General features: G+C 53.9%; 18 protein-coding genes. 4 read left to right on the top strand and 14 right to left on the bottom strand.

Going from position 1 to position 16,916, the window contains the following annotated elements; genetic code table 11:
- Positions 1 to 23: 23 nt before the first annotated feature.
- The 8 genes from ptsP to RHM61_RS06920 form a co-directional block, all read right to left on the bottom strand.
- Positions 24 to 1,802: a phosphoenolpyruvate--protein phosphotransferase gene (gene ptsP, locus RHM61_RS06955; protein WP_322250402.1), complete on the bottom strand. Its 1,779-nt coding sequence runs from the start codon at positions 1,800 to 1,802 to the stop codon at positions 24 to 26.
- Positions 1,803 to 1,901: 99 nt separating this feature from the next.
- Positions 1,902 to 2,171, bottom strand: coding sequence for an HPr family phosphocarrier protein (locus tag RHM61_RS06950; protein WP_322250401.1), 270 nt, complete (start codon positions 2,169 to 2,171; stop codon positions 1,902 to 1,904).
- Positions 2,172 to 2,291: 120 nt separating this feature from the next.
- Entirely contained in the window at positions 2,292 to 2,699 is a 408-nt protein-coding gene (locus tag RHM61_RS06945; protein ID WP_322250400.1) for a PTS fructose transporter subunit IIA, read from the bottom strand.
- 55 nt (positions 2,700 to 2,754) lie between these two features.
- Positions 2,755 to 3,711, bottom strand: a complete 957-nt coding sequence (gene gshB, locus RHM61_RS06940; RefSeq protein ID WP_322250399.1) for a glutathione synthase — start codon at positions 3,709 to 3,711, stop codon at positions 2,755 to 2,757.
- A 39-nt stretch (positions 3,712 to 3,750) separates the two neighbouring features.
- A complete protein-coding gene (gshA, locus tag RHM61_RS06935; RefSeq protein ID WP_322250398.1) occupies positions 3,751 to 5,049 on the bottom strand; it encodes a glutamate--cysteine ligase in 1,299 nt (432 codons plus the stop codon).
- A gap of 124 nt (positions 5,050 to 5,173) precedes the next feature.
- On the bottom strand, positions 5,174 to 5,485 hold the full coding sequence (locus tag RHM61_RS06930; protein WP_322250397.1) for an antibiotic biosynthesis monooxygenase family protein: 312 nt from the start codon (positions 5,483 to 5,485) through the stop codon (positions 5,174 to 5,176).
- A gap of 77 nt (positions 5,486 to 5,562) precedes the next feature.
- Positions 5,563 to 6,573 carry an AI-2E family transporter gene (locus RHM61_RS06925; protein WP_322250396.1) on the bottom strand — a complete coding sequence of 337 codons (1,011 nt, stop codon included), beginning with the start codon at positions 6,571 to 6,573 and terminating at the stop codon, positions 5,563 to 5,565.
- Positions 6,574 to 6,589: 16 nt separating this feature from the next.
- Positions 6,590 to 6,979: an MAPEG family protein gene (locus tag RHM61_RS06920; RefSeq protein WP_322250395.1), complete on the bottom strand. Its 390-nt coding sequence runs from the start codon at positions 6,977 to 6,979 to the stop codon at positions 6,590 to 6,592.
- 190 nt (positions 6,980 to 7,169) lie between these two features.
- On the opposite strand from RHM61_RS06920, the gene RHM61_RS06915 reads away from it, so the two are divergent.
- Complete coding sequence (locus tag RHM61_RS06915; protein ID WP_322250394.1) at positions 7,170 to 7,691, top strand: glycine zipper 2TM domain-containing protein; 522 nt, start codon at positions 7,170 to 7,172, stop codon at positions 7,689 to 7,691.
- Positions 7,692 to 7,856: 165 nt separating this feature from the next.
- Positions 7,857 to 9,314, top strand: coding sequence for a sensor domain-containing diguanylate cyclase (locus RHM61_RS06910; RefSeq protein ID WP_322250393.1), 1,458 nt, complete (start codon positions 7,857 to 7,859; stop codon positions 9,312 to 9,314).
- On the opposite strand, the gene RHM61_RS06905 is transcribed toward RHM61_RS06910, so the two are convergent.
- Both RHM61_RS06905 and RHM61_RS06900 read right to left on the bottom strand, forming a co-directional pair.
- On the bottom strand, positions 9,299 to 10,147 hold the full coding sequence (locus RHM61_RS06905) for a DUF2520 domain-containing protein (protein WP_322250392.1): 849 nt from the start codon (positions 10,145 to 10,147) through the stop codon (positions 9,299 to 9,301). The two genes, RHM61_RS06910 and RHM61_RS06905, sit on opposite strands and share 16 nt — an antisense overlap.
- Positions 10,144 to 10,833: a Crp/Fnr family transcriptional regulator gene (locus RHM61_RS06900; RefSeq protein ID WP_322250391.1), complete on the bottom strand. Its 690-nt coding sequence runs from the start codon at positions 10,831 to 10,833 to the stop codon at positions 10,144 to 10,146. Before RHM61_RS06900 ends, RHM61_RS06905 begins: the two co-directional genes overlap by 4 nt.
- Before the next feature lie 167 nt (positions 10,834 to 11,000).
- Between RHM61_RS06900 and RHM61_RS06895 the strand changes: the two genes are divergently transcribed.
- Positions 11,001 to 12,554 (top strand): methyl-accepting chemotaxis protein, encoded by a 1,554-nt coding sequence (locus RHM61_RS06895; protein ID WP_322250390.1) that lies wholly within the window; start codon positions 11,001 to 11,003, stop codon positions 12,552 to 12,554.
- Between the two features lie 7 nt (positions 12,555 to 12,561).
- Here RHM61_RS06895 and RHM61_RS06890 read toward each other — a convergent pair whose 3' ends face one another.
- From RHM61_RS06890 to RHM61_RS06880, 3 genes are all read right to left on the bottom strand, one after another.
- Complete coding sequence (locus tag RHM61_RS06890) at positions 12,562 to 12,747, bottom strand: hypothetical protein (RefSeq protein WP_322250389.1); 186 nt, start codon at positions 12,745 to 12,747, stop codon at positions 12,562 to 12,564.
- A 104-nt stretch (positions 12,748 to 12,851) separates the two neighbouring features.
- Complete coding sequence (locus RHM61_RS06885; protein ID WP_322250388.1) at positions 12,852 to 13,952, bottom strand: carbonic anhydrase family protein; 1,101 nt, start codon at positions 13,950 to 13,952, stop codon at positions 12,852 to 12,854.
- 91 nt (positions 13,953 to 14,043) lie between these two features.
- The gene (locus tag RHM61_RS06880) at positions 14,044 to 15,015 is read right to left on the bottom strand and encodes a nitronate monooxygenase family protein (RefSeq protein ID WP_322250387.1); all 972 of its coding nucleotides are present in this window, start codon (positions 15,013 to 15,015) and stop codon (positions 14,044 to 14,046) included.
- A 117-nt stretch (positions 15,016 to 15,132) separates the two neighbouring features.
- On the opposite strand from RHM61_RS06880, the gene RHM61_RS06875 reads away from it, so the two are divergent.
- The gene (locus tag RHM61_RS06875) at positions 15,133 to 15,987 is read left to right on the top strand and encodes an enoyl-CoA hydratase-related protein (protein ID WP_322250386.1); all 855 of its coding nucleotides are present in this window, start codon (positions 15,133 to 15,135) and stop codon (positions 15,985 to 15,987) included.
- A gap of 4 nt (positions 15,988 to 15,991) precedes the next feature.
- Here the strand turns inward: RHM61_RS06875 and RHM61_RS06870 are convergent, their stop codons facing one another.
- Positions 15,992 to 16,879, bottom strand: coding sequence for an MBL fold metallo-hydrolase (locus tag RHM61_RS06870; RefSeq protein ID WP_322251054.1), 888 nt, complete (start codon positions 16,877 to 16,879; stop codon positions 15,992 to 15,994).
- Positions 16,880 to 16,916 lie beyond the last annotated feature (37 nt).

The following is a 16,916-nucleotide window of genomic DNA, read 5'->3' as shown; positions in this document are numbered from 1 at the left end:
CACTATGCATGCGGCCAGACCGATTACAGCGCCGCGATTTCGCTCTCGGCCTCAGCCAGCGCCATGGCCGCCAGAGTTTCACGAATCAGTTGCGGTTCGTAGCTACGCAAGATTTTTTTGACATAGGGTTCCAGCACCGACAAATTGGTATTGAGAATCGCTTGTTTAATTTCCGGCAGCAAAGCAGCCGGCATCGACAGTTCGCGAAAGCCCATGCCGATCAACAAGCGCGTCAGGCGCAGATCGCCGGCCATGCCACCGCAAATAGAGACCGGAATCGCGGCTTTTTTAGCGGTACTGACGATAGTTTGCAGCAGCAACAGTATAGCTGGATGCAAGTCGTCGTAAAGGTGGGCCACTTCATGATCGGCCCGGTCTATCGCCAGCGTATATTGGATCAAATCATTGGTACCGATGGAGAGAAAGTCGAGCTTGCGGATGAACAGTGGCAGCGCCAGCGCCGCCGCCGGAATTTCTATCATCGCACCGATAGGAATGGCGCGGTCATAGGGCTTGTGTTCGGCATCGAGCGCTGCTTTGGCCTGGGCGATCAAGGCCAAGGTTTGATCGACTTCAAAACTATGCGCCATCATCGGGATGAGGATTTTTACCGGGCCAAACACCGAAGCGCGTAAGATCGCTCGCAATTGCGTGAGGAATAATTGCGGTTCCGATAAGCAATAGCGAATTGAACGCAAACCCAGCGCCGGGTTGAGTATCGAGTGATCGTTGGCGGTCAAGGGTTTGTCGCCACCGACGTCGAGCGTGCGGATCGTCACCGGCCGCCCTTTCATGCCTTCGACGGCACGCCGATAAGCGAGAAATTGTTCTTCTTCGGTCGGCAGCACATGTTCATGGCCGCTGCGTTCCATAAACAAAAATTCGGAGCGGAACAAGCCGACGCCGGCGGCCCCGGCTTCGAGCGCCAACGCGGCGTCTTCGGGCATTTCTATATTCGCCAGCAAGCTGATTTCGACCCCATCTTGGGTAATGGCCGGGGTTTTTTTCAGCTTGCCGAGTTTTTTTCTCTGCTTTTGCAGCCGCAGTTGGCGTTCCCGGTACTGTTCCAGCACTTGCGAAGTCGGGGCCACGATCACGACGCCGGCATCGCTGTCGATGATGAGCCAGTCATCTTGGTCGATCAATTGCGAAGCATTGCCCATGCCAACTACGGCAGCAATGCCAAGGCTACGCGAGACAATCGCAGTATGCGAATTTTGGCCACCCTCGTCGGTGACAAAGCCGGCAAAGGCGGCATCGCGAAACTGCATCATGTCGGCCGGCGAAATATCGCGCGCGACCACGATCATATTGGCACTGCGCTCATCGATGCCCTCGGCGCGTGGTACGGCGTGTGCGCTGCCGGTCAAGACTTTGAGCACGCGTTCGGCGACTTGCTGAATATCGGCTTTGCGTTCGCGCAGATATTCATCTTCAATTTCATCGAACTGGGCCGATAATTCATCGACCTGAGTCACCAGCGCCCATTCGGCATTGTAGTGGCGGCTGCGGATAATATCGAGCGGGGCTTCCGACACCATAGGGTCAGACAGAATCAGCACATGGACGTCGATAAAGGCACCGAGTTCGGTCGGCGCATCGGCCGGCAAATCGGCCCAGATCGCTTGCAATTCTTTATGCACCTCGGCCAACGCCGCCTGCAAGCGCAATACTTCGGCTTCCACCTGCTCTTGGGCAATCAAATAATGTTCGACATCAAGCGCAGCCGGTCGCAGCAGATGAGCGCGACCAATCGCAATGCCGCGGGAAACCGGGATGCCTTGCAATGTAAATGATGCCATGCCGAGTCTCCCTAAGTTGCAAATATACTTAATGAATTAATAAAAAGGCAATCTTGTTATTAATTCTACCACGGTTGCGTCATTGACCGAGTCGAATGCTTATTCGCCTTCGCCAAATTTGTCACTGATCAAGGCTTGCATGGCTTCCATGCATTCCAGCTCGTCGACACCTTCGGTATCGAGCATAATTTTACTACCCTTGCCGGCAGCCAACATCATGACGCCCATGATGGATTTGCCGTTGACGCGGCGACTGTTGCGTGTCACCCAGACTTCGCATTTGAATTTGCTGGCGGTTTGCGTGAATTTTGCTGAGGCACGCGCGTGCAAGCCTAATTTATTAACGATTTCGATTTCTTTTTGAATCATGCTTTGCTTTCTAATTCGATGGCGTGAGATGGCCTCAGTGAGATGGCCTCAAGCAGACTTTTACACCATGACCACGCATTTATGCAACACCATTGCGCGCCAAGCGCGCAGTCAGTTCATTCAATTCGGCCCCAAGCGCACCCGGTTATCGATGCGCAGCGCACCATTTTGCCCGCCGGCCAGCGCCATTTCCACCACCACATCGAGTACATCGCTGCGGTAAGTGATGGCACGCAACAACATCGGCAAACTGATGCCGGCGATAATCGCCACTTGATCGGGCTCACCCAAAGCGCGGCAACAATTCGATGGCGTGCCTCCCATGATGTCGGTCATTACCAGCACGCCCGAACCGTCATTGAGTCGTTCGACGGCGGCACGCGCGAGTTGATTGACTTCATCGGTGTTTTGATCAGCCTGCACATCGATGGCTTCGAGCCGTTCCGGCCGGCCACGAAACACATGGGTGGCAGCGGCAATGAAGGCCGATCCCAGCGGCGCATGCGTCATCAATAAAATGGCAACCATAGTAATTTCTCTGTCTGCAGACGCGCGCTGCGTCTGCCTGCGCTACATAAAAAATTTAGCCCGCCGCCGCCTCGGTGAGGGCGACTTCGAGCGCATCGATGAACATGGCGGCCACATCAAAGCCTTTTTGCGTAGTAATTTCCTGGAAGCAAGTTGGACTGGTGACATTAATTTCAGTCAAACAAGAACCGATCACATCCAATCCTACCAGCAACAAGCCCTTTTGATACAGTTCCGGTGCTAAAGTCTGTGCAATCTCAAGATCCCGCGCCGACAATTCTTGCGCCACACCAAGGCCGCCGGCGGCCAAATTGCCACGTACTTCGCCGTTCTGTGGAATGCGTGCCAGTGCAAACGGCACCACTTTCCCACCGATCAGCAGGATACGTTTGTCACCGTCAACGATTTCCGGAATATAGCGCTGTACCATGATGGTCCGGCTACCGTTCAAGGTCAGGGTTTCGATGACGGAGCCGAGATTCATTGCATCGGCGCGAATGCGGAAAATCCCGGCACCGCCCATGCCATCGAGCGGCTTGAGGATGATATCTTCGTGCTCACGCTGGAAGTCGCGGATACGTTGCTCGTCACGCGTCACCAAGGTCGGGGTGGTAAATTGGCTGTACCCGGTGATGCTGAGTTTTTCATTGTTATTGCGAATCGCCGCCGATTTATTGAATACTCTGGCACCGGCACGCTCGGCGATTTCCAGCAAATACGTGGCGTAGATGTATTCCATGTCAAACGGTGGATCTTTGCGCTGCAACACGGCATCGAATTCACTCAAGGCCAGCGTGACCGCGGCGTCGGCGCGGAACCAGTCGTGTTCATCGCCGGTCAGGGTAATGTGGCGAATACGCGCTACCACTTGGCCGCTTTCGAGCGCCAAATCTTCCGCACCGAAGGCATACACGCTGTAGCCACGCCGAGCGGCCTCGCGCATCATGGCGAAGGTAGTGTCTTTATACGTCTTGAACTGCACCAGCGGATCAGTCAGAAATGCAATTTTCATAGCCATACTCTGCAAGAAGGCCGGGAAATCCCGGCGCGATTAATAAATTTCCGGATTCGGATCAGTTCTTTCCATTTCCAGCGAGGCCGCCAACAAAGCCAAGCGCGCCACCACACCGTACAAGTAAAAACGGTTAGGAGTGGCCGCGCCCGGTTTGGCCTTCACATCCGGTACCGCAGGCTGCTGCGCAAAGGCCAGCGGCACAAAGTGCATGCCCGGCGCATTCAGATTTTCATCGACACCACGACCGGCATGAAAGCGATAAAAGCCGCCGACCACATAGCGATCGATCATATACACGACCGGTTCAGCCACGGCATCTTTGATCTGTTCAAAAGTATAAACGCCTTCTTGAACAATCACATCACGTACTTCCATGCCAACTTTGATCACCGACATGGTGTTGCGCTGCGTGCGATCAAGATCACGAACTTCACTCGCATCATGCACCGTCATGATGCCCATGCCATAAGTGCCGGCATCGGCTTTGACGATGACAAAGGGTTTTTCTTTGATACCGTATTCTTTGTATTTTTTGCGGATTTTCGCCAACACGGTATCGACCGCAGCGGCCAAGGCATCTTCGCCGGTGCGTTCTTTAAAATTCACCCCAACCACTTTGATGAAGTAGGGATTCAACATCCACGGGTCGATATCGACCATTTTGGCGAACTTTTTGACCACTTCATCATAGGCTGAAAAGTGATTGCTCTTGCGCCGCAGGGCCCAACCGGCATGCAAAGGCGGCAATAAGGTCTGTTCGTTGAGGTCTTCCAAAATGCCTGGTATGCCGGTCGACAAATCATTATTGAGTACAATTGTACACGGGTCGAAATTTTCCAAGCCGAGCCGGCGACCGTTGGGTGAACGAATCAGCGGTTCGAGTATCAATTGGCTGCCGTCTGGCAAGTCAATCGGGGTAGGTTCAGTGATGTCGGAGGACAAGGCACCGAGGCGGACATTGAGGCCAGTCTGACGGAAAATCTGCATGGTCCGGGCAATATGTTGCAGATAACAAGGGTTGCTGGTGTCGTTTTCCGGGATCAGCAACAAGTTTTTCGCGTCGGGACAATATTTTTCTATCGCCGCCATCGCCGCTTGCACGGCCAAGGGCAGCATTTCAGGGGCGAGATTATTGAATCCGCCCGGAAACAGATTGGTGTCGACCGGCGCGAGCTTGAAGCCGGCGTTGCGTAAATCGACAGAACAATAGAAGGGGGGCGTGTGCTCTTGCCACTCCAAGCGAAACCAGCGCTCTATCGCCGGTGTTGCTTCGAGTATTTTTTTTTCTAAATCGAGCAGAGGCCCGTTCAAAGCCGTGACCAAATGCGGAACCATATTGACCTTTTAGATGTTGCTGCGTGCAGCGCTGGTGCAGGCCGAATAACGGCCTGCCGCTGTCTTGATGACTGTGCTAAGTTGGGATGAAAGTGCCAGAATCAAGACGTGCTTGGCAATAAACCTACGCTGCAGAGGGAGATTTGGCCAGTAAATCGAAGTGCTCGACCACCGGTGCTGCGGCGAAAAATGGGCCGACGATGGCGCGCCATTGGCTGAATGCTTCTGATTGCCGGAAATCAACAGTGTGATTTTCCAGCGTGGCCCAGTAAATCATCAGCACATAACGTTCCGGCGACTCAATGCCTTTATTGATTTTAAAACCACAAAAACCTTCCGCTTGAGCGATCACTTCATTCGCTCCGCGTTGTATGGCCAATTCAAAAGCGGCTTGCTGGCCGGGTTGAATGCGTATATCGGCGATTTCCAGAATCATGATGAGTTTCTTCAGAGTGATGGTAAAAATAAGGATGACGTCGTCTTTTTTCCCTTACCCCATATTATTGCACTGAATCATACCAAACCTCGATCGCTTAATTCTTTTTTCAGATAAGCATAGAACACCGGTGCTGCCACCAAGCCGGGCACACCGAACAGGGTTTCAAACACCAAGATCGCGGTAAGCAACTCCCAAGCGCGCGCATTCACCTGTGCGCCAATGATACGGGCATTGAGAAAATACTCGGCCTTGTGAATCAAAACCATGAATAACAAAGAGCTGATGGCGATGTTGAGAGAATGCGACAAAGCAATGATGACCAGCAAAGAATTCGAGACAATATTGCCGGCAACAGGAATCAAGCCGGCCAAGAAAGTGATGGCGATCATGGTCTTGGTCAGCGGCAGATGGACCCCGGACAGTGGCAGAATCACTAACAAATAGATGGCGGCCAGCACAGTATTAATAAGGGAAATTTGTACTTGGGCGAACACGATTTTTTCAAACAAGAGGCTGAGGTTTCTCAGTCTTTGCAATAAGGCGGCCGCAAACGGCTTGGCTTGACCATCCCCATTCATGTCGCGCAAGGCCACCAGGACGCCGATAATCATACCTAGCAACAAGTGCACTAACAAATGACCGGCTTCCGGCACGATCAACTTCGCTTCACTGGCATGTTCACGCAACCACAGCGTGATCATTTCCTGCAGCGCCACGACATCATCAGGGAAGTAAGTACTGACCCACTCCGGCACTTGGCTGCGCGAGGCGTCAATGATGTCGGCCAAGCGTTGCAACAGATTATGCAAATTGCCGCTGTCACTGCGCAAAAACACATGAATGCCCCAAATACTGACGACCAGCGCGGCCATCAGCAGCGCCGACAGCAAGGCCACCGCAATCATGCGCGGCTGGCGCCGGCTGAAGCGGCGCGCGATCAGCGGTGCCGTGCGGTGGATGGCCGAGAACATCAGTAAGCCGGAAAACAAAGCCACCAGTAAGCCGGCTTTGAGCACCAGCAACAGCGCCAGTGCCGCCAGCAGATAAGAAGCCGTGTCGGCGTGACTGAGTTTGCTATTGTTCATAAGAAATTATAGGAAATTATTTGAGTAAGCCGGATAAGCCGAGCACCGCACCGAGCAGCAAGGCCAGCGTGGCGAGTAAGGCGATGATGAAACCGGGTCCGCGCTTAGCCGCATCTTGCAGATACGCGCGCGCATACAGGATACGACCGCACACCCAGACCGCCCCGGCTACTGCGGCCGCATGATCGCTGTACCAGATCGCACACAGCCACAAGGCGGGTAAAAACAAGACTAATTGTTCCACCGTATTGCCCTGTACCCGCAGCGCGCGCAAAAAACCGTCCGGCCCGACCATCGACGGTGCCGGTACCGCGTGGCGTTTGCGCGCCTTACCCACTTCGACCACGGTCCAAAAGTACAGGCCACACACCGCGACGGTGATCCATGAAGTCCATAATACGGTCATGCGTACTCCCTTGCTTCGTTGGCACAGTGTGCCAACGTTGAAAAATTCAGTTGATGTTCTAATATAAGGGCAAGGAGAGCATCCGCAAGAATGCGCTTGATACATATATTTACATATCCCTTGTCTACTTTTCGGGAACTTCAAACGTTATGTAGGTACTAATCGCTGACAACTTGCATCGAGGTATACAATGAAACTCACTTTGAAACAACTTTCTATCTGCACCACGCTGTTGGGCCTGAGCCTGACTCTCCCTGTAGCCCATGCCGCGGACTTCGAAGATTATGCGCGTGTCACCAAGGTTACGCCACAAGTGGAACAAGTTAATGTACCACGTCAGGAGTGCCAAACTGAATACGAAAACGTGCAACGGCCACAAGAACGCAGCAATGCCGGCGGTTTGCTCGGCGGCTTAGCCGGTGGTTTGCTCGGTAGCCAAGTCGGCGGCGGTAATGGCCGCATTGCCGCCGCCGCCGCCGGTGCCATCACCGGTGCGCTGGTCGGCGACCGTATGGATAACAACGGTAGCGGCGGCCAAGGCGGCTACGAAAGTCGTCCGGTGCGTCAGTGCCGCAATGTCGACAGCTGGCAAACCCGCAATAACGGCTATGCCGTGACTTATGAGTACGCCGGCCGCTCGTACACTTCCGTGATGCCTTACGATCCAGGTTCACGCTTACGTCTGCATATTTCCCTGACTCCGCGTCCTTGAAATTCGCAAAAAAGCCACTTAAGTGAAAAAAATGCCGCTGTATGCGGCATTTTTTTCGTCATTATTGCTAAAAAACAAGTTTAAACACCCTGTATAGTGAGGGGGAAAATTGTAGTTTATAGTATTATCTGAGCCGACCCCCCGCTAACGTTGCGTCTACAGCCAATGAAAAATTTATTCAAGAAATATGGTTTGCTGGTATGGCTGTCCCTGATCCTGATGTGTGGTTTTGTCAGCACAACGCTGGTCGGCTTCGTCGTTTCGCGCGATATGCTGCAACAGACGCTGTCGGAACAAACCCTGCCGATCACGGGTGACAATGTCTATTCTGAAATCCAAAAAGATATTCTGCGGCCGGTGTATGTGTCGTCACAAATGGCGCATGACACCTTTGTGCGCGACTGGTTGATCAGCGGCGAAGAAGATAAAGAGCAGATCGCCAAATATCTCAAAGAAATCAAGTTCAAAAACAACGCTGTGGCGAGTTTTTTGGTCTCTGATCTCAGTCATAATTATTATAATACTAACGGTAATTTTAAAACCATCCATCAGGAAGAACCACGCGACGCGTGGTTTTACCGCGTCAAGGCGCTGAAAACCGCCTACGAAACCAATGTCGACGTTGATACGGCCAATCATGATGCGATGACGATTTTCATCAACCACCGCATCCTTGATTACAACGGTAAATTTATCGGCGTGACCGGGATAGGTTTGACGTTTGATTCCATGAAGCAACTGATTGATCGAAATCAAGAACGTTTTCACAGCACCATTTATTTTGTCGACAACAAAGGCAAAATTGCGCTTGCGGGCAGCACTAAGAAAAACCGCGACACCAATTTAAGCGACATCGATGGTCTCGATCAACTTGCCCCGCAAATTTTGGCAAACCGTAGCTCGCTGCATCTCGACTACCAAAATAATGGCAACACAGTACTGCTCAATGCCCGTTACATTCCGGAACTGGGCTGGCATTTATTGGTGGAGCAAAGCAGCGATACCAGCGCCTTGCAACAGATATTTTGGATTAACCTGGCCATTGGGGCCGCCATCACTTTGCTCATCACCATCATGGTTTGGCTGACGGTGCGGCGCTACCACGCACGCTTGGAAAAATCAGCCAGTACCGATACGCTGACCAAGCTGATGAACCGCCACGCCTTTGATTTCATTTTTCAGCAAGCCCTGCTCGACAGCGAGCGTTCGCGTCAGCCTATGTGTGCGGTGCTGATGGATATCGATTTTTTCAAGAAGGTGAATGACAAGCAGGGACACCTGGTCGGTGACCATGTTTTGAAGGAAATCGCGGCAATCGCCAAGCGCTCGTTGCGAGAAAGCGACGTCATCTGTCGCTGGGGTGGCGAGGAATTTTTGATTTTGTTGAAAAATTGCGGCTTGGAAAAAGCGACCTCGATTGCTGAAAACTTACGCAATACCATTGCCAACAATGATTTTTCCCGCACCACCGATCTGACCCGCACGCGCTTAGCGATTACGGTCAGCATGGGGGTGGCCGCCTGTCGCGATAATGAAACGGAAGACAGTGTGTTTGAACGGGCCGATCAAGCGCTGTATCAAGCCAAAGAAAACGGCCGCAACAGCGTCTATTTTTCCGAATGAGGCGGTGGCACTTTTTGTGCCGCCAGCGCCAGCGTCGGGGCAGTGAAGGCGCGATATAACTCGCCGGCCACGCTATCCCAGCCATAGAGCGCGGCTTGCTGCTGCTCCACGGTCTGCATATCACCACGCGCAATCGGCCCGCTCAGCGCCGCTGCCGGGCCGAGCGCAAACACATTTTCAAGTGCACGTCGGGCTAGCGGTGCCGCCATCGCCTGCGCCATCTCGGCACTGATCCCAGCGGCTTGATAGCTGCGCATCGCAGTTTCCAGCAAGCTGACCAGGTAATTGCTGGCAAATACAGAGCCGGCGTGATACAGCAGTTTGCTGTCGGCACGGATCTCCACTGTCTGCGCGCCGATGCGCTGCAAGGCCGGTTTCAGCACGGCCAGGGCGCGCGCTGCACCTTCGATGCTGCAAATGGTGCCGGCAAAATCGGCCGCGACCGCCGCCGGATCGGCAAAACTGCGTACCGGATGGATGCTGGCAATAGCTGCACCACAATCGGCCGCCGCTGCCAAGATGCTCGAAGGTTTTGCCCCACTACAATGAAACACCACACTCTGCGGAGTGAGCAAGCCTTGTTGGGCCAGCATTTCGCAGCTGTGCACAATTTGGTCATCGGCCACGCTTAACATCCATACCTCTGCCGTTCGCAATTGCGCGGCGTTGGCCAAAGCCGCGCTGGCGGTCACGCCGATGAAGGCCGCCGCTGCCTCAGCGCTGGCTTGGCTGCGATTCAGTATTTGCTCTACAGAAAATACCTGGTGTTGTTGAAATTGCCGCGCTAAAGTCCGCCCTACCGCACCGGCACCGAGTATGTGCAATCGTTTCATGCCGCCGCCTTATCGGGAAAGCTGCGCAAACCGGGCAGGTCGAGGATGGTGATGCCACGATAATCGATGGCCAGTAAATTTTGCTTTTCCAGTAATTGCAGCGCCTGATTGGCGCGTTGTCGCGACACGCTGGCGATATAGCCGATTTCTTCTTGCGAGATCAATAGTTGCATACCAGCACCTGGATTGAGGTAAGGATGGAACATCGCGGCCAAACAGCGCGCGACGCGGGTATCGGGATCGAGCATGCGTTCATATTCGAGCAAGGAAATGAACAAGCCCAAACGCTCATTCAATTGATTGAGCATGAAGCGATTGAAAGCAATGCTGTGATCGAGTAAGTAATTGAAGGTGGCTTTTGGCATATACGCAACGTGGGTGTCGCGCAAAGCCATGACGTCATAACGTCGGGGCTCACTCTTCAGTAAGGAGCCCTCGCCGAACCAACCGCCGGCCAACATGCAACTGAAGGTCACGGTCTTTCCTTCCGGTGAAACGCTGCTCATCTTCAAGAAACCATCGAGCGCCCCCATCCAATACTCGACTTTGTCGCCCTTACGGCAGGCATAGCCACCGGCCGGTATGAAGCGTTCAATGACATCGGCTTCCACCTTACGGCGTTGCTCGGGCGTCAGTAAGCCGGCCCATATCGTATTGGAAAATCTTGCTGGCGTATCACTATCCATTTTGGCCTTCCTTCTCGGGCTTGCATTGTATGCCAGTCTGCGTGCCCAAGATGAACGGATTAAATGTTGCTTAGCGTAAAAAAAATATACCGCGCTGGTTTATTTTTGTTGTATTGTCGAATAATCGTCACACTTACTGGCAAGAAACTCGTAGGAGTTCCCCTATTATGCATCTCTCTGCACTCAAAGTAAGCGCGCGCTTGTCGCTCGGTTTTTCTCTGGTTCTGCTGTTACTGTTGCTCATAGTTGGCATCGCGGTGCTGCGCTTGGATACGGTAAACAAAGAGGTGGAGCATATCGTCAACGATATGATTAAAAAAGAAAATCTGTTCTCTGAATGGTCGGCCAGCACCAACCTCAATGGTGCCCGCACCATGCTGGTGGTCGAATCGAACGATCCGCTGCGTCAACAACAAGTCGAGGCATTGATCAAACAAACCAGTGCGCGCATCAGCGAAATTCAACTGGCACTGCAGGCATTCGACAACAATGCCGAAGAAAAGCGCTTATTTATGGCCATCGGCGCGCAAAGAAAAATTTATCTGGCGGCACGCACGCGCATCTTCGAAGAAAAGAAGCAGCAGCCTGACCAAGTACATATACTGATGAGCAAGCAGCTGGAACCGGCGCTCAATGATTATGTCGCCAGCATCAAAACCCTGTCGCTCTATCAAAGCAGCGCCATCGAAGCTTCCTCGCTGGCCATGCTGGCACAATCGCATACGGCACAAATGATGTTAGCCGTTTTAGGCGCGCTGGCGATAGCGCTCGGTAGTGTGATTGCGATTCTCATCAGCAAGAGTATCCGCCAACAACTGGGCGGTGAACCGAGTTATGCGATACGACTGGCCGATCAAATTTCTGCCGGCAATTTGAATGAGACCATCGCCCTGCGCGTCGATGATGAGAAAAGCATGTTGCATGCATTGAAAAGCATGCGTGACAGCATCGCTGATATTGTTACTGAGGTACGTAGCGGCACCGATGCGATCGCCGCGGCATCGAGTCAGATTGCCAGCGGCAATCTCGATCTGGCCAGTCGTACCGAACAGCAAACGGCCGCGCTCGAACACACGACGCAAGCGATGACGACTCTGACGCAGGCGGTGCAAGAAAATGCCGCGCATGCAAGCCAAGCTAATGGCTTGGCGCTGACGGCAGCCGAGGTGGCGGTGAAGGGTGGTCAAGTGGTGAATCAAGTGGTCGAGACCATGAGTGCGATCAATGCTTCCTCGAAAAAAATCGTCGACATTATCGGGGTCATCGACGGTATCGCCTTTCAAACCAATATTTTGGCTTTGAATGCGGCGGTCGAAGCGGCGCGCGCCGGCGAACAAGGGCGTGGATTTGCGGTGGTAGCGGCGGAAGTCCGCACTTTGGCGCAACGTTCAGCCAGTGCCGCCAAAGAAATCAAGCACCTGATCGGTGACTCGGTGGAAAGGGTTGATGCAGGCAGCCAACTCGTCGATGAGGCTGGCACGACCATGCAGGAAATCGTCACCAGCATTACCGGTGTCACGGCCATCATGGCCGAGATCAGCCGCGCCAGCCGCGCACAAAGCGTCGGGATTGAAGCCGTCAATTTATCGGTGCACGATATCGATCAAATTACCCAGCACAACGCTGCTTTGGTCGAAGCCGCCGGTGCCGCGGCCGTCTCATTGGGACAGCAAGCCGATGCCTTATTACTCGTGGTCAGTCGCTTTCGTTTGCGAGCTTAGCGCCGGCTCACCAGTGGCGGTGATGATGCTCGCCGCCGTAACCATGGTCGTAACCACGGTCATAAGCATAAGCCCAAGCCGGTGCCACGTACACCGGTCCCGCCAGCCGTGGCCCCGGCACATACACGGCGCAACCGCTGGTACTCGCCGCGACCAGCACGACGGCAAACACAGCACTGAAAATAACACGCATGATGAACTCCTTATCCATTCCACCGCCGCAAATGCGACGGTATACACAGTTAACCGTTCAACGGGGCGCAAGGTTGACAAGAATGGATAAGTATTTGTTGCTGGTCAGCTAGATTCTTTGATCAAGCGTCCAGCGCTTTTTTGAATCGGCCGCGCATTCATCGGATACAGACGATTGAAAATCGCCAATTGTTCCGGCGAAATTTCTACCGGATCTTTCATGACTAACCACAACACACCCTCGGTACAAGGCGGTGTCGTCAAGGAACCCATGTAAGTATAGTAATCATGGTTAGACGGCAAAATTTGCTTGATATCGAGTGCCGCTAAGCCAGCTTGCGGATCATTTTTCTCCAGCGGCAGATTATTCCAGACTTGCTGTATCAGGTTCTGCGCTTTGCCACGCTCCAGCAACACCGCCACCACGGCTAACTTGCCATCGACATCCTTGTGCACCAAGTGCACGACCATTTCAAAATTTTTGCCGTTGACGCGTTCTTCCGAAGGTTTATGGAAGTGGAATTGCACCAGTTCATAATTGCGCCCCATCACGGTGATGTAGTTTCCGGCACCGACATTGACTTGTATGGTGTGGCCATTATCGAGCACATTGAAACCACTGGGTTTGTAGTCGAAAGCGATGGGGTCGAGATTCACCCGTATGCCATCGCGGATATCGATCGGCGACTGCCGCTCGCCGCTGTCGCATTTGGCATTGGCCGGGCTGAGCTTGCCCCAATTGAGCGGCGCGCCTTCGCCCAAGTAACTCCAATGGGCCGCCTCATGGCTGGCGAGCGCACCGACGAGTGCGGCATTGGCCTCCATCTCCGGCGTTTTAGCTTTCGGTGCTTCGACTTTCTTGATCGCGTAATTGCGTGCCGGCCGCACCGCCGCACGCGCGGCGGCATCGTCTTTTTCTTTGCGCAACACGGCCAAGCGATCGGCAATTTTGGCCGCCAGCTCATCGGCCGCCAAGGCTTCTTTAGCGGCATCCTTGGCTTCTTTGGATTCCTTACTCTCCTTGCCTTCCTTTCCAGCCGATTTGCGCCCCTCCTTCTCTTTCGACGACGAGGCCGAGGCGGCACTATCTTCTTTGGCCGATGCTTGTTTAATCGGCTTGGATGGCGGTGCTGAAGAGCTGCTATCGTTGGCAAATGCCGAGCAGCTCAGCAACAGGGACAATAAGAGGGGAGAAGAGTGGCGCATAGTCAAACCAAATGAGAGTAAGTACACCGGTTACGGCAAATCCGGCTTCAAACTTGAATATAAAATAGGTATTTTTGTTACCAGCTAGAAATTACAAAGAAAGCAAACGCGCTTTGGCGCGCGCATACTCCGCCGCGAAGCGCGCCACGATCTCGGCGACCGTTGGGGCATCGTCCATCAAGCCTACCCCTTGCCCGGCACCCCAGATATCGCGCCAGGCTTTGGCCGGCTTCCCGCTGCCGCTGCCGAAATCCATTTTGCTCTTGTCGGCCAAGGGTAAATTTTCCGGATCGAGACCGGCAGCGATGATCGATTGTCGCAAGTAATTACCATGCACGCCGGTAAACAAGTTGGTATAGACGATGTCAGCGGCCGTTGCTTCGAGGATAGCTTGACGATAGCCTTCGTCGACATTTGCTTCCGGCGTGGCCAGCCAACGTGAGCCGATATAGGCTAAATCAGCACCCATGGCCTGCGCTGCAAGAATCGCATCGCCCGTGGCAATGGAGCCCGACAAAGCCACCGGCCCGGCGAAGAATTTGCGCACTTCACCGACCAGCGCGAACGGCGATAAGCCACCGGCATGGCCGCCAGCACCGGCGGCCACCAAGATCAAGCCATCGACCCCGGCTTCGAGCGCCTTGTGGGCGTGACGAATTGAAATCACGTCATGTAAGACGATGCCGCCGTAACTGTGAATCGCCGCCAGCATTTCTTGCGGCGGTGCGCGCAGAGAGGAAATAATGATAGGTACGCGATGACGTACACAGACCTCGACATCATGTGCCAGCCGGTCATTGGATTGATGGACGATTTGGTTAACCGCAATCGGTCCGACCCGTGCGCCAGGATGTTCGGCAGCAAAGCTGGCCAATTCCTGTTCCAGACCACTGAGCCAACTGTCGAGCAACTCGGCCGGGCGCGCATTCAAGGCTGGAAATGAACCGACGATGCCGGCTTTACATTGCGCCGCTACCAGCTTGGGTCCGCTGGCGATGAACATGGGTGAAGCGATTACCGGGATGGTCAAATTTTGCAATACTGGCGGCAAGCGTAGTGTCATGAAAGCGTTCCGGTGACGGGTTGAGTAGGGGTTCAGGCGGTATCAATGCCTGTTATGATGGTAGCAGAAAACTTTTGCGGCCGCCGCGCTGCCCACTTTCAGTGAGAAAGCAAGCACATGACTTACCAGTGTTTCGATTTGAGCATAGAAGAAAAAATCGCCCATCTGCATTTCAAACGTGGCGCCGAATTCAATACCATGCAGCCGGTATTTTTCCGCGAACTGAGCAGCATTCTCGACACCCTGCAGCGCCAGGCGAGCGCACGGGTTCTGGTGATTTCATCGAGTGGTAAACATTTCACCGCCGGCATGGCGCTCGATGTGTTTACCAGCGGCAGCATGAGCCTCGATGATCAGCAGGCGGTCGGGCGCGCCAACATCGCTTTGTTGCTACAAGAAATGCAAGCGAGCTTCAATCAAATTGAGGCCTTGCGCATGCCAGTCATTGCCGCTATTCATGGCGGCTGCATAGGCGGTGGCGTCGATCTGATTTGCGCTGCCGATATACGTCTGGCCAGCAGCGATGCTTTTTTCTGTATCCAAGAAATTAATATCGGCATGACCGCCGATCTCGGCACCTTGCAACGTTTGCCCAAGCTGATACCGGAAGGCATCGTGCATGAAATGGCCTACACCGGGCGGCGTTTGCCGGCCGCGCGCGCACTCGCGGTGGGTCTGGTCAATGAAGTCTTCGCTGATCAGGCCGCGATGCTGAGCGCAGCCATGCAGATGGCCAAGGAAATCGCCGCCAAACCACCGCTGGCAATTTGGGGCAGTAAACAAGCGATTCATTACGCCCGCGATCACTCGACCCATGATGCCTTGCAACAAATGGGCTGGTTACAATCGGGGATATGGCAAAGCAGTAATCTATTGGAAGCCTTTATGGCCAAACAGCAAGGCCGGCCCGCGCAGTATGCCGATCTGCCCGCCTTGCAGGCTTTAAGTCAGTCCGATTACCAACTCAAATAAGAACTCAAACACTGCTGACGAGACACTGACCATCGGCAACGGCAACACCGGCGCGCAGCAATTGCGCGACCAAGAGCGGCAGTGCCATATCCGGTGACAGACCCAGCAAGTGCAAGGCCGCTTGCATGCTGCGGCATTGGTGCAGAAAATTGAGGATCAAAGGAAAATCAAGCCGGCGTCGCTCGAGCAAGAGAAACGCCAGCATTACCTTGAGGGCATTGAGGGCGTTGCGTTTCGGATCGGCTTCCAGGTAAGCCAGGCGCTGCTCAGCCCGCGCCAGCGCCGCTGTCACATCGGTAAATACCGGTCCATGGCCGGGAATAACCAGACGCACATCGAGCGTACGGATCACTTCCAAAATCGCCGCCTGTTCGGCGAAACCGGATTGGCCTTCGAGTTCAGGAAAAATAACGCCGAAACCATTTTCCCACAGGGCATCGGCAGAGATCAACAAGCGCTGTTGCGCTTGATAAAAAATCAAGGCATGCGCGTCATGACCGGGGGCAGCGAGGACATCCCAGAGCATATCGCCGAGCAATAACTGATCGCCGGCGGCGATACCGGCATCGGCGCAAAAGCGTGCGCATTGCTGACCGGTGGCGGTAAACGATAGCGCCGCCTGATCCCAATTTTGCACCGCGGCTAACTCTGCGGCCGGAATCAGGGTTCGGCATCCATAGCGCTGTTGCACAATAGCATTGCCACCGCAGTGATCGGAATGTAGGTGCGTATTCACCAGCAAGTCGAGTTGACGCCCCTGCAAAGCATGTTCGAGCAAGGCCAGCGTTTGCGGCGCATGACTGAGATAGGCGCTGTCAACCAGAGCGCAGCTGTGCTCAGACAGGAACAGGATGTTGTTGGAAGAGAGCCAGCCGCGTTCCCATACCTGCATGCCAGGCGGCAAATCGGGTACGCTGCTGCGTGACGTC

Origin of the sequence: Undibacterium sp. CCC3.4, assembly GCF_034347425.1 — a bacterium.
GTDB lineage: Bacteria > Pseudomonadota > Gammaproteobacteria > Burkholderiales > Burkholderiaceae_D > Undibacterium.
The sequence above is the reverse complement of the archived record's forward strand: the minus strand, read 5'-3'. Positions and strand labels throughout refer to the sequence as shown.

Excerpts from the sequence above, each read along its gene's own strand:
- RHM61_RS06910 (WP_322250393.1), top strand. The coding sequence starts at position 7,857 with ATGAAAAATTTATTCAAGAAATATGGTTTGCTGGTATGGCTGTCCCTG.
- RHM61_RS06880 (WP_322250387.1), bottom strand. The coding sequence starts at position 15,015 with ATGACACTACGCTTGCCGCCAGTATTGCAAAATTTGACCATCCCGGTA.
- gshA (WP_322250398.1), bottom strand. The coding sequence starts at position 5,049 with ATGGTTCCGCATTTGGTCACGGCTTTGAACGGGCCTCTGCTCGATTTA.
- RHM61_RS06900 (WP_322250391.1), bottom strand. The coding sequence starts at position 10,833 with ATGGATAGTGATACGCCAGCAAGATTTTCCAATACGATATGGGCCGGC.
- RHM61_RS06870 (WP_322251054.1), bottom strand. The coding sequence starts at position 16,879 with ATGCAGGTATGGGAACGCGGCTGGCTCTCTTCCAACAACATCCTGTTC.
- RHM61_RS06890 (WP_322250389.1), bottom strand. The coding sequence starts at position 12,747 with ATGCGTGTTATTTTCAGTGCTGTGTTTGCCGTCGTGCTGGTCGCGGCG.
- RHM61_RS06915 (WP_322250394.1), top strand. The coding sequence starts at position 7,170 with ATGAAACTCACTTTGAAACAACTTTCTATCTGCACCACGCTGTTGGGC.
- RHM61_RS06950 (WP_322250401.1), bottom strand. The coding sequence starts at position 2,171 with ATGATTCAAAAAGAAATCGAAATCGTTAATAAATTAGGCTTGCACGCG.
- RHM61_RS06875 (WP_322250386.1), top strand. The coding sequence starts at position 15,133 with ATGACTTACCAGTGTTTCGATTTGAGCATAGAAGAAAAAATCGCCCAT.
- RHM61_RS06945 (WP_322250400.1), bottom strand. The coding sequence starts at position 2,699 with ATGGTTGCCATTTTATTGATGACGCATGCGCCGCTGGGATCGGCCTTC.
- RHM61_RS06885 (WP_322250388.1), bottom strand. The coding sequence starts at position 13,952 with ATGCGCCACTCTTCTCCCCTCTTATTGTCCCTGTTGCTGAGCTGCTCG.
- RHM61_RS06895 (WP_322250390.1), top strand. The coding sequence starts at position 11,001 with ATGCATCTCTCTGCACTCAAAGTAAGCGCGCGCTTGTCGCTCGGTTTT.
- RHM61_RS06925 (WP_322250396.1), bottom strand. The coding sequence starts at position 6,573 with ATGAACAATAGCAAACTCAGTCACGCCGACACGGCTTCTTATCTGCTG.
- RHM61_RS06905 (WP_322250392.1), bottom strand. The coding sequence starts at position 10,147 with ATGAAACGATTGCACATACTCGGTGCCGGTGCGGTAGGGCGGACTTTA.
- gshB (WP_322250399.1), bottom strand. The coding sequence starts at position 3,711 with ATGAAAATTGCATTTCTGACTGATCCGCTGGTGCAGTTCAAGACGTAT.
- ptsP (WP_322250402.1), bottom strand. The coding sequence starts at position 1,802 with ATGGCATCATTTACATTGCAAGGCATCCCGGTTTCCCGCGGCATTGCG.
- RHM61_RS06920 (WP_322250395.1), bottom strand. The coding sequence starts at position 6,979 with ATGACCGTATTATGGACTTCATGGATCACCGTCGCGGTGTGTGGCCTG.
- RHM61_RS06930 (WP_322250397.1), bottom strand. The coding sequence starts at position 5,485 with ATGATTCTGGAAATCGCCGATATACGCATTCAACCCGGCCAGCAAGCC.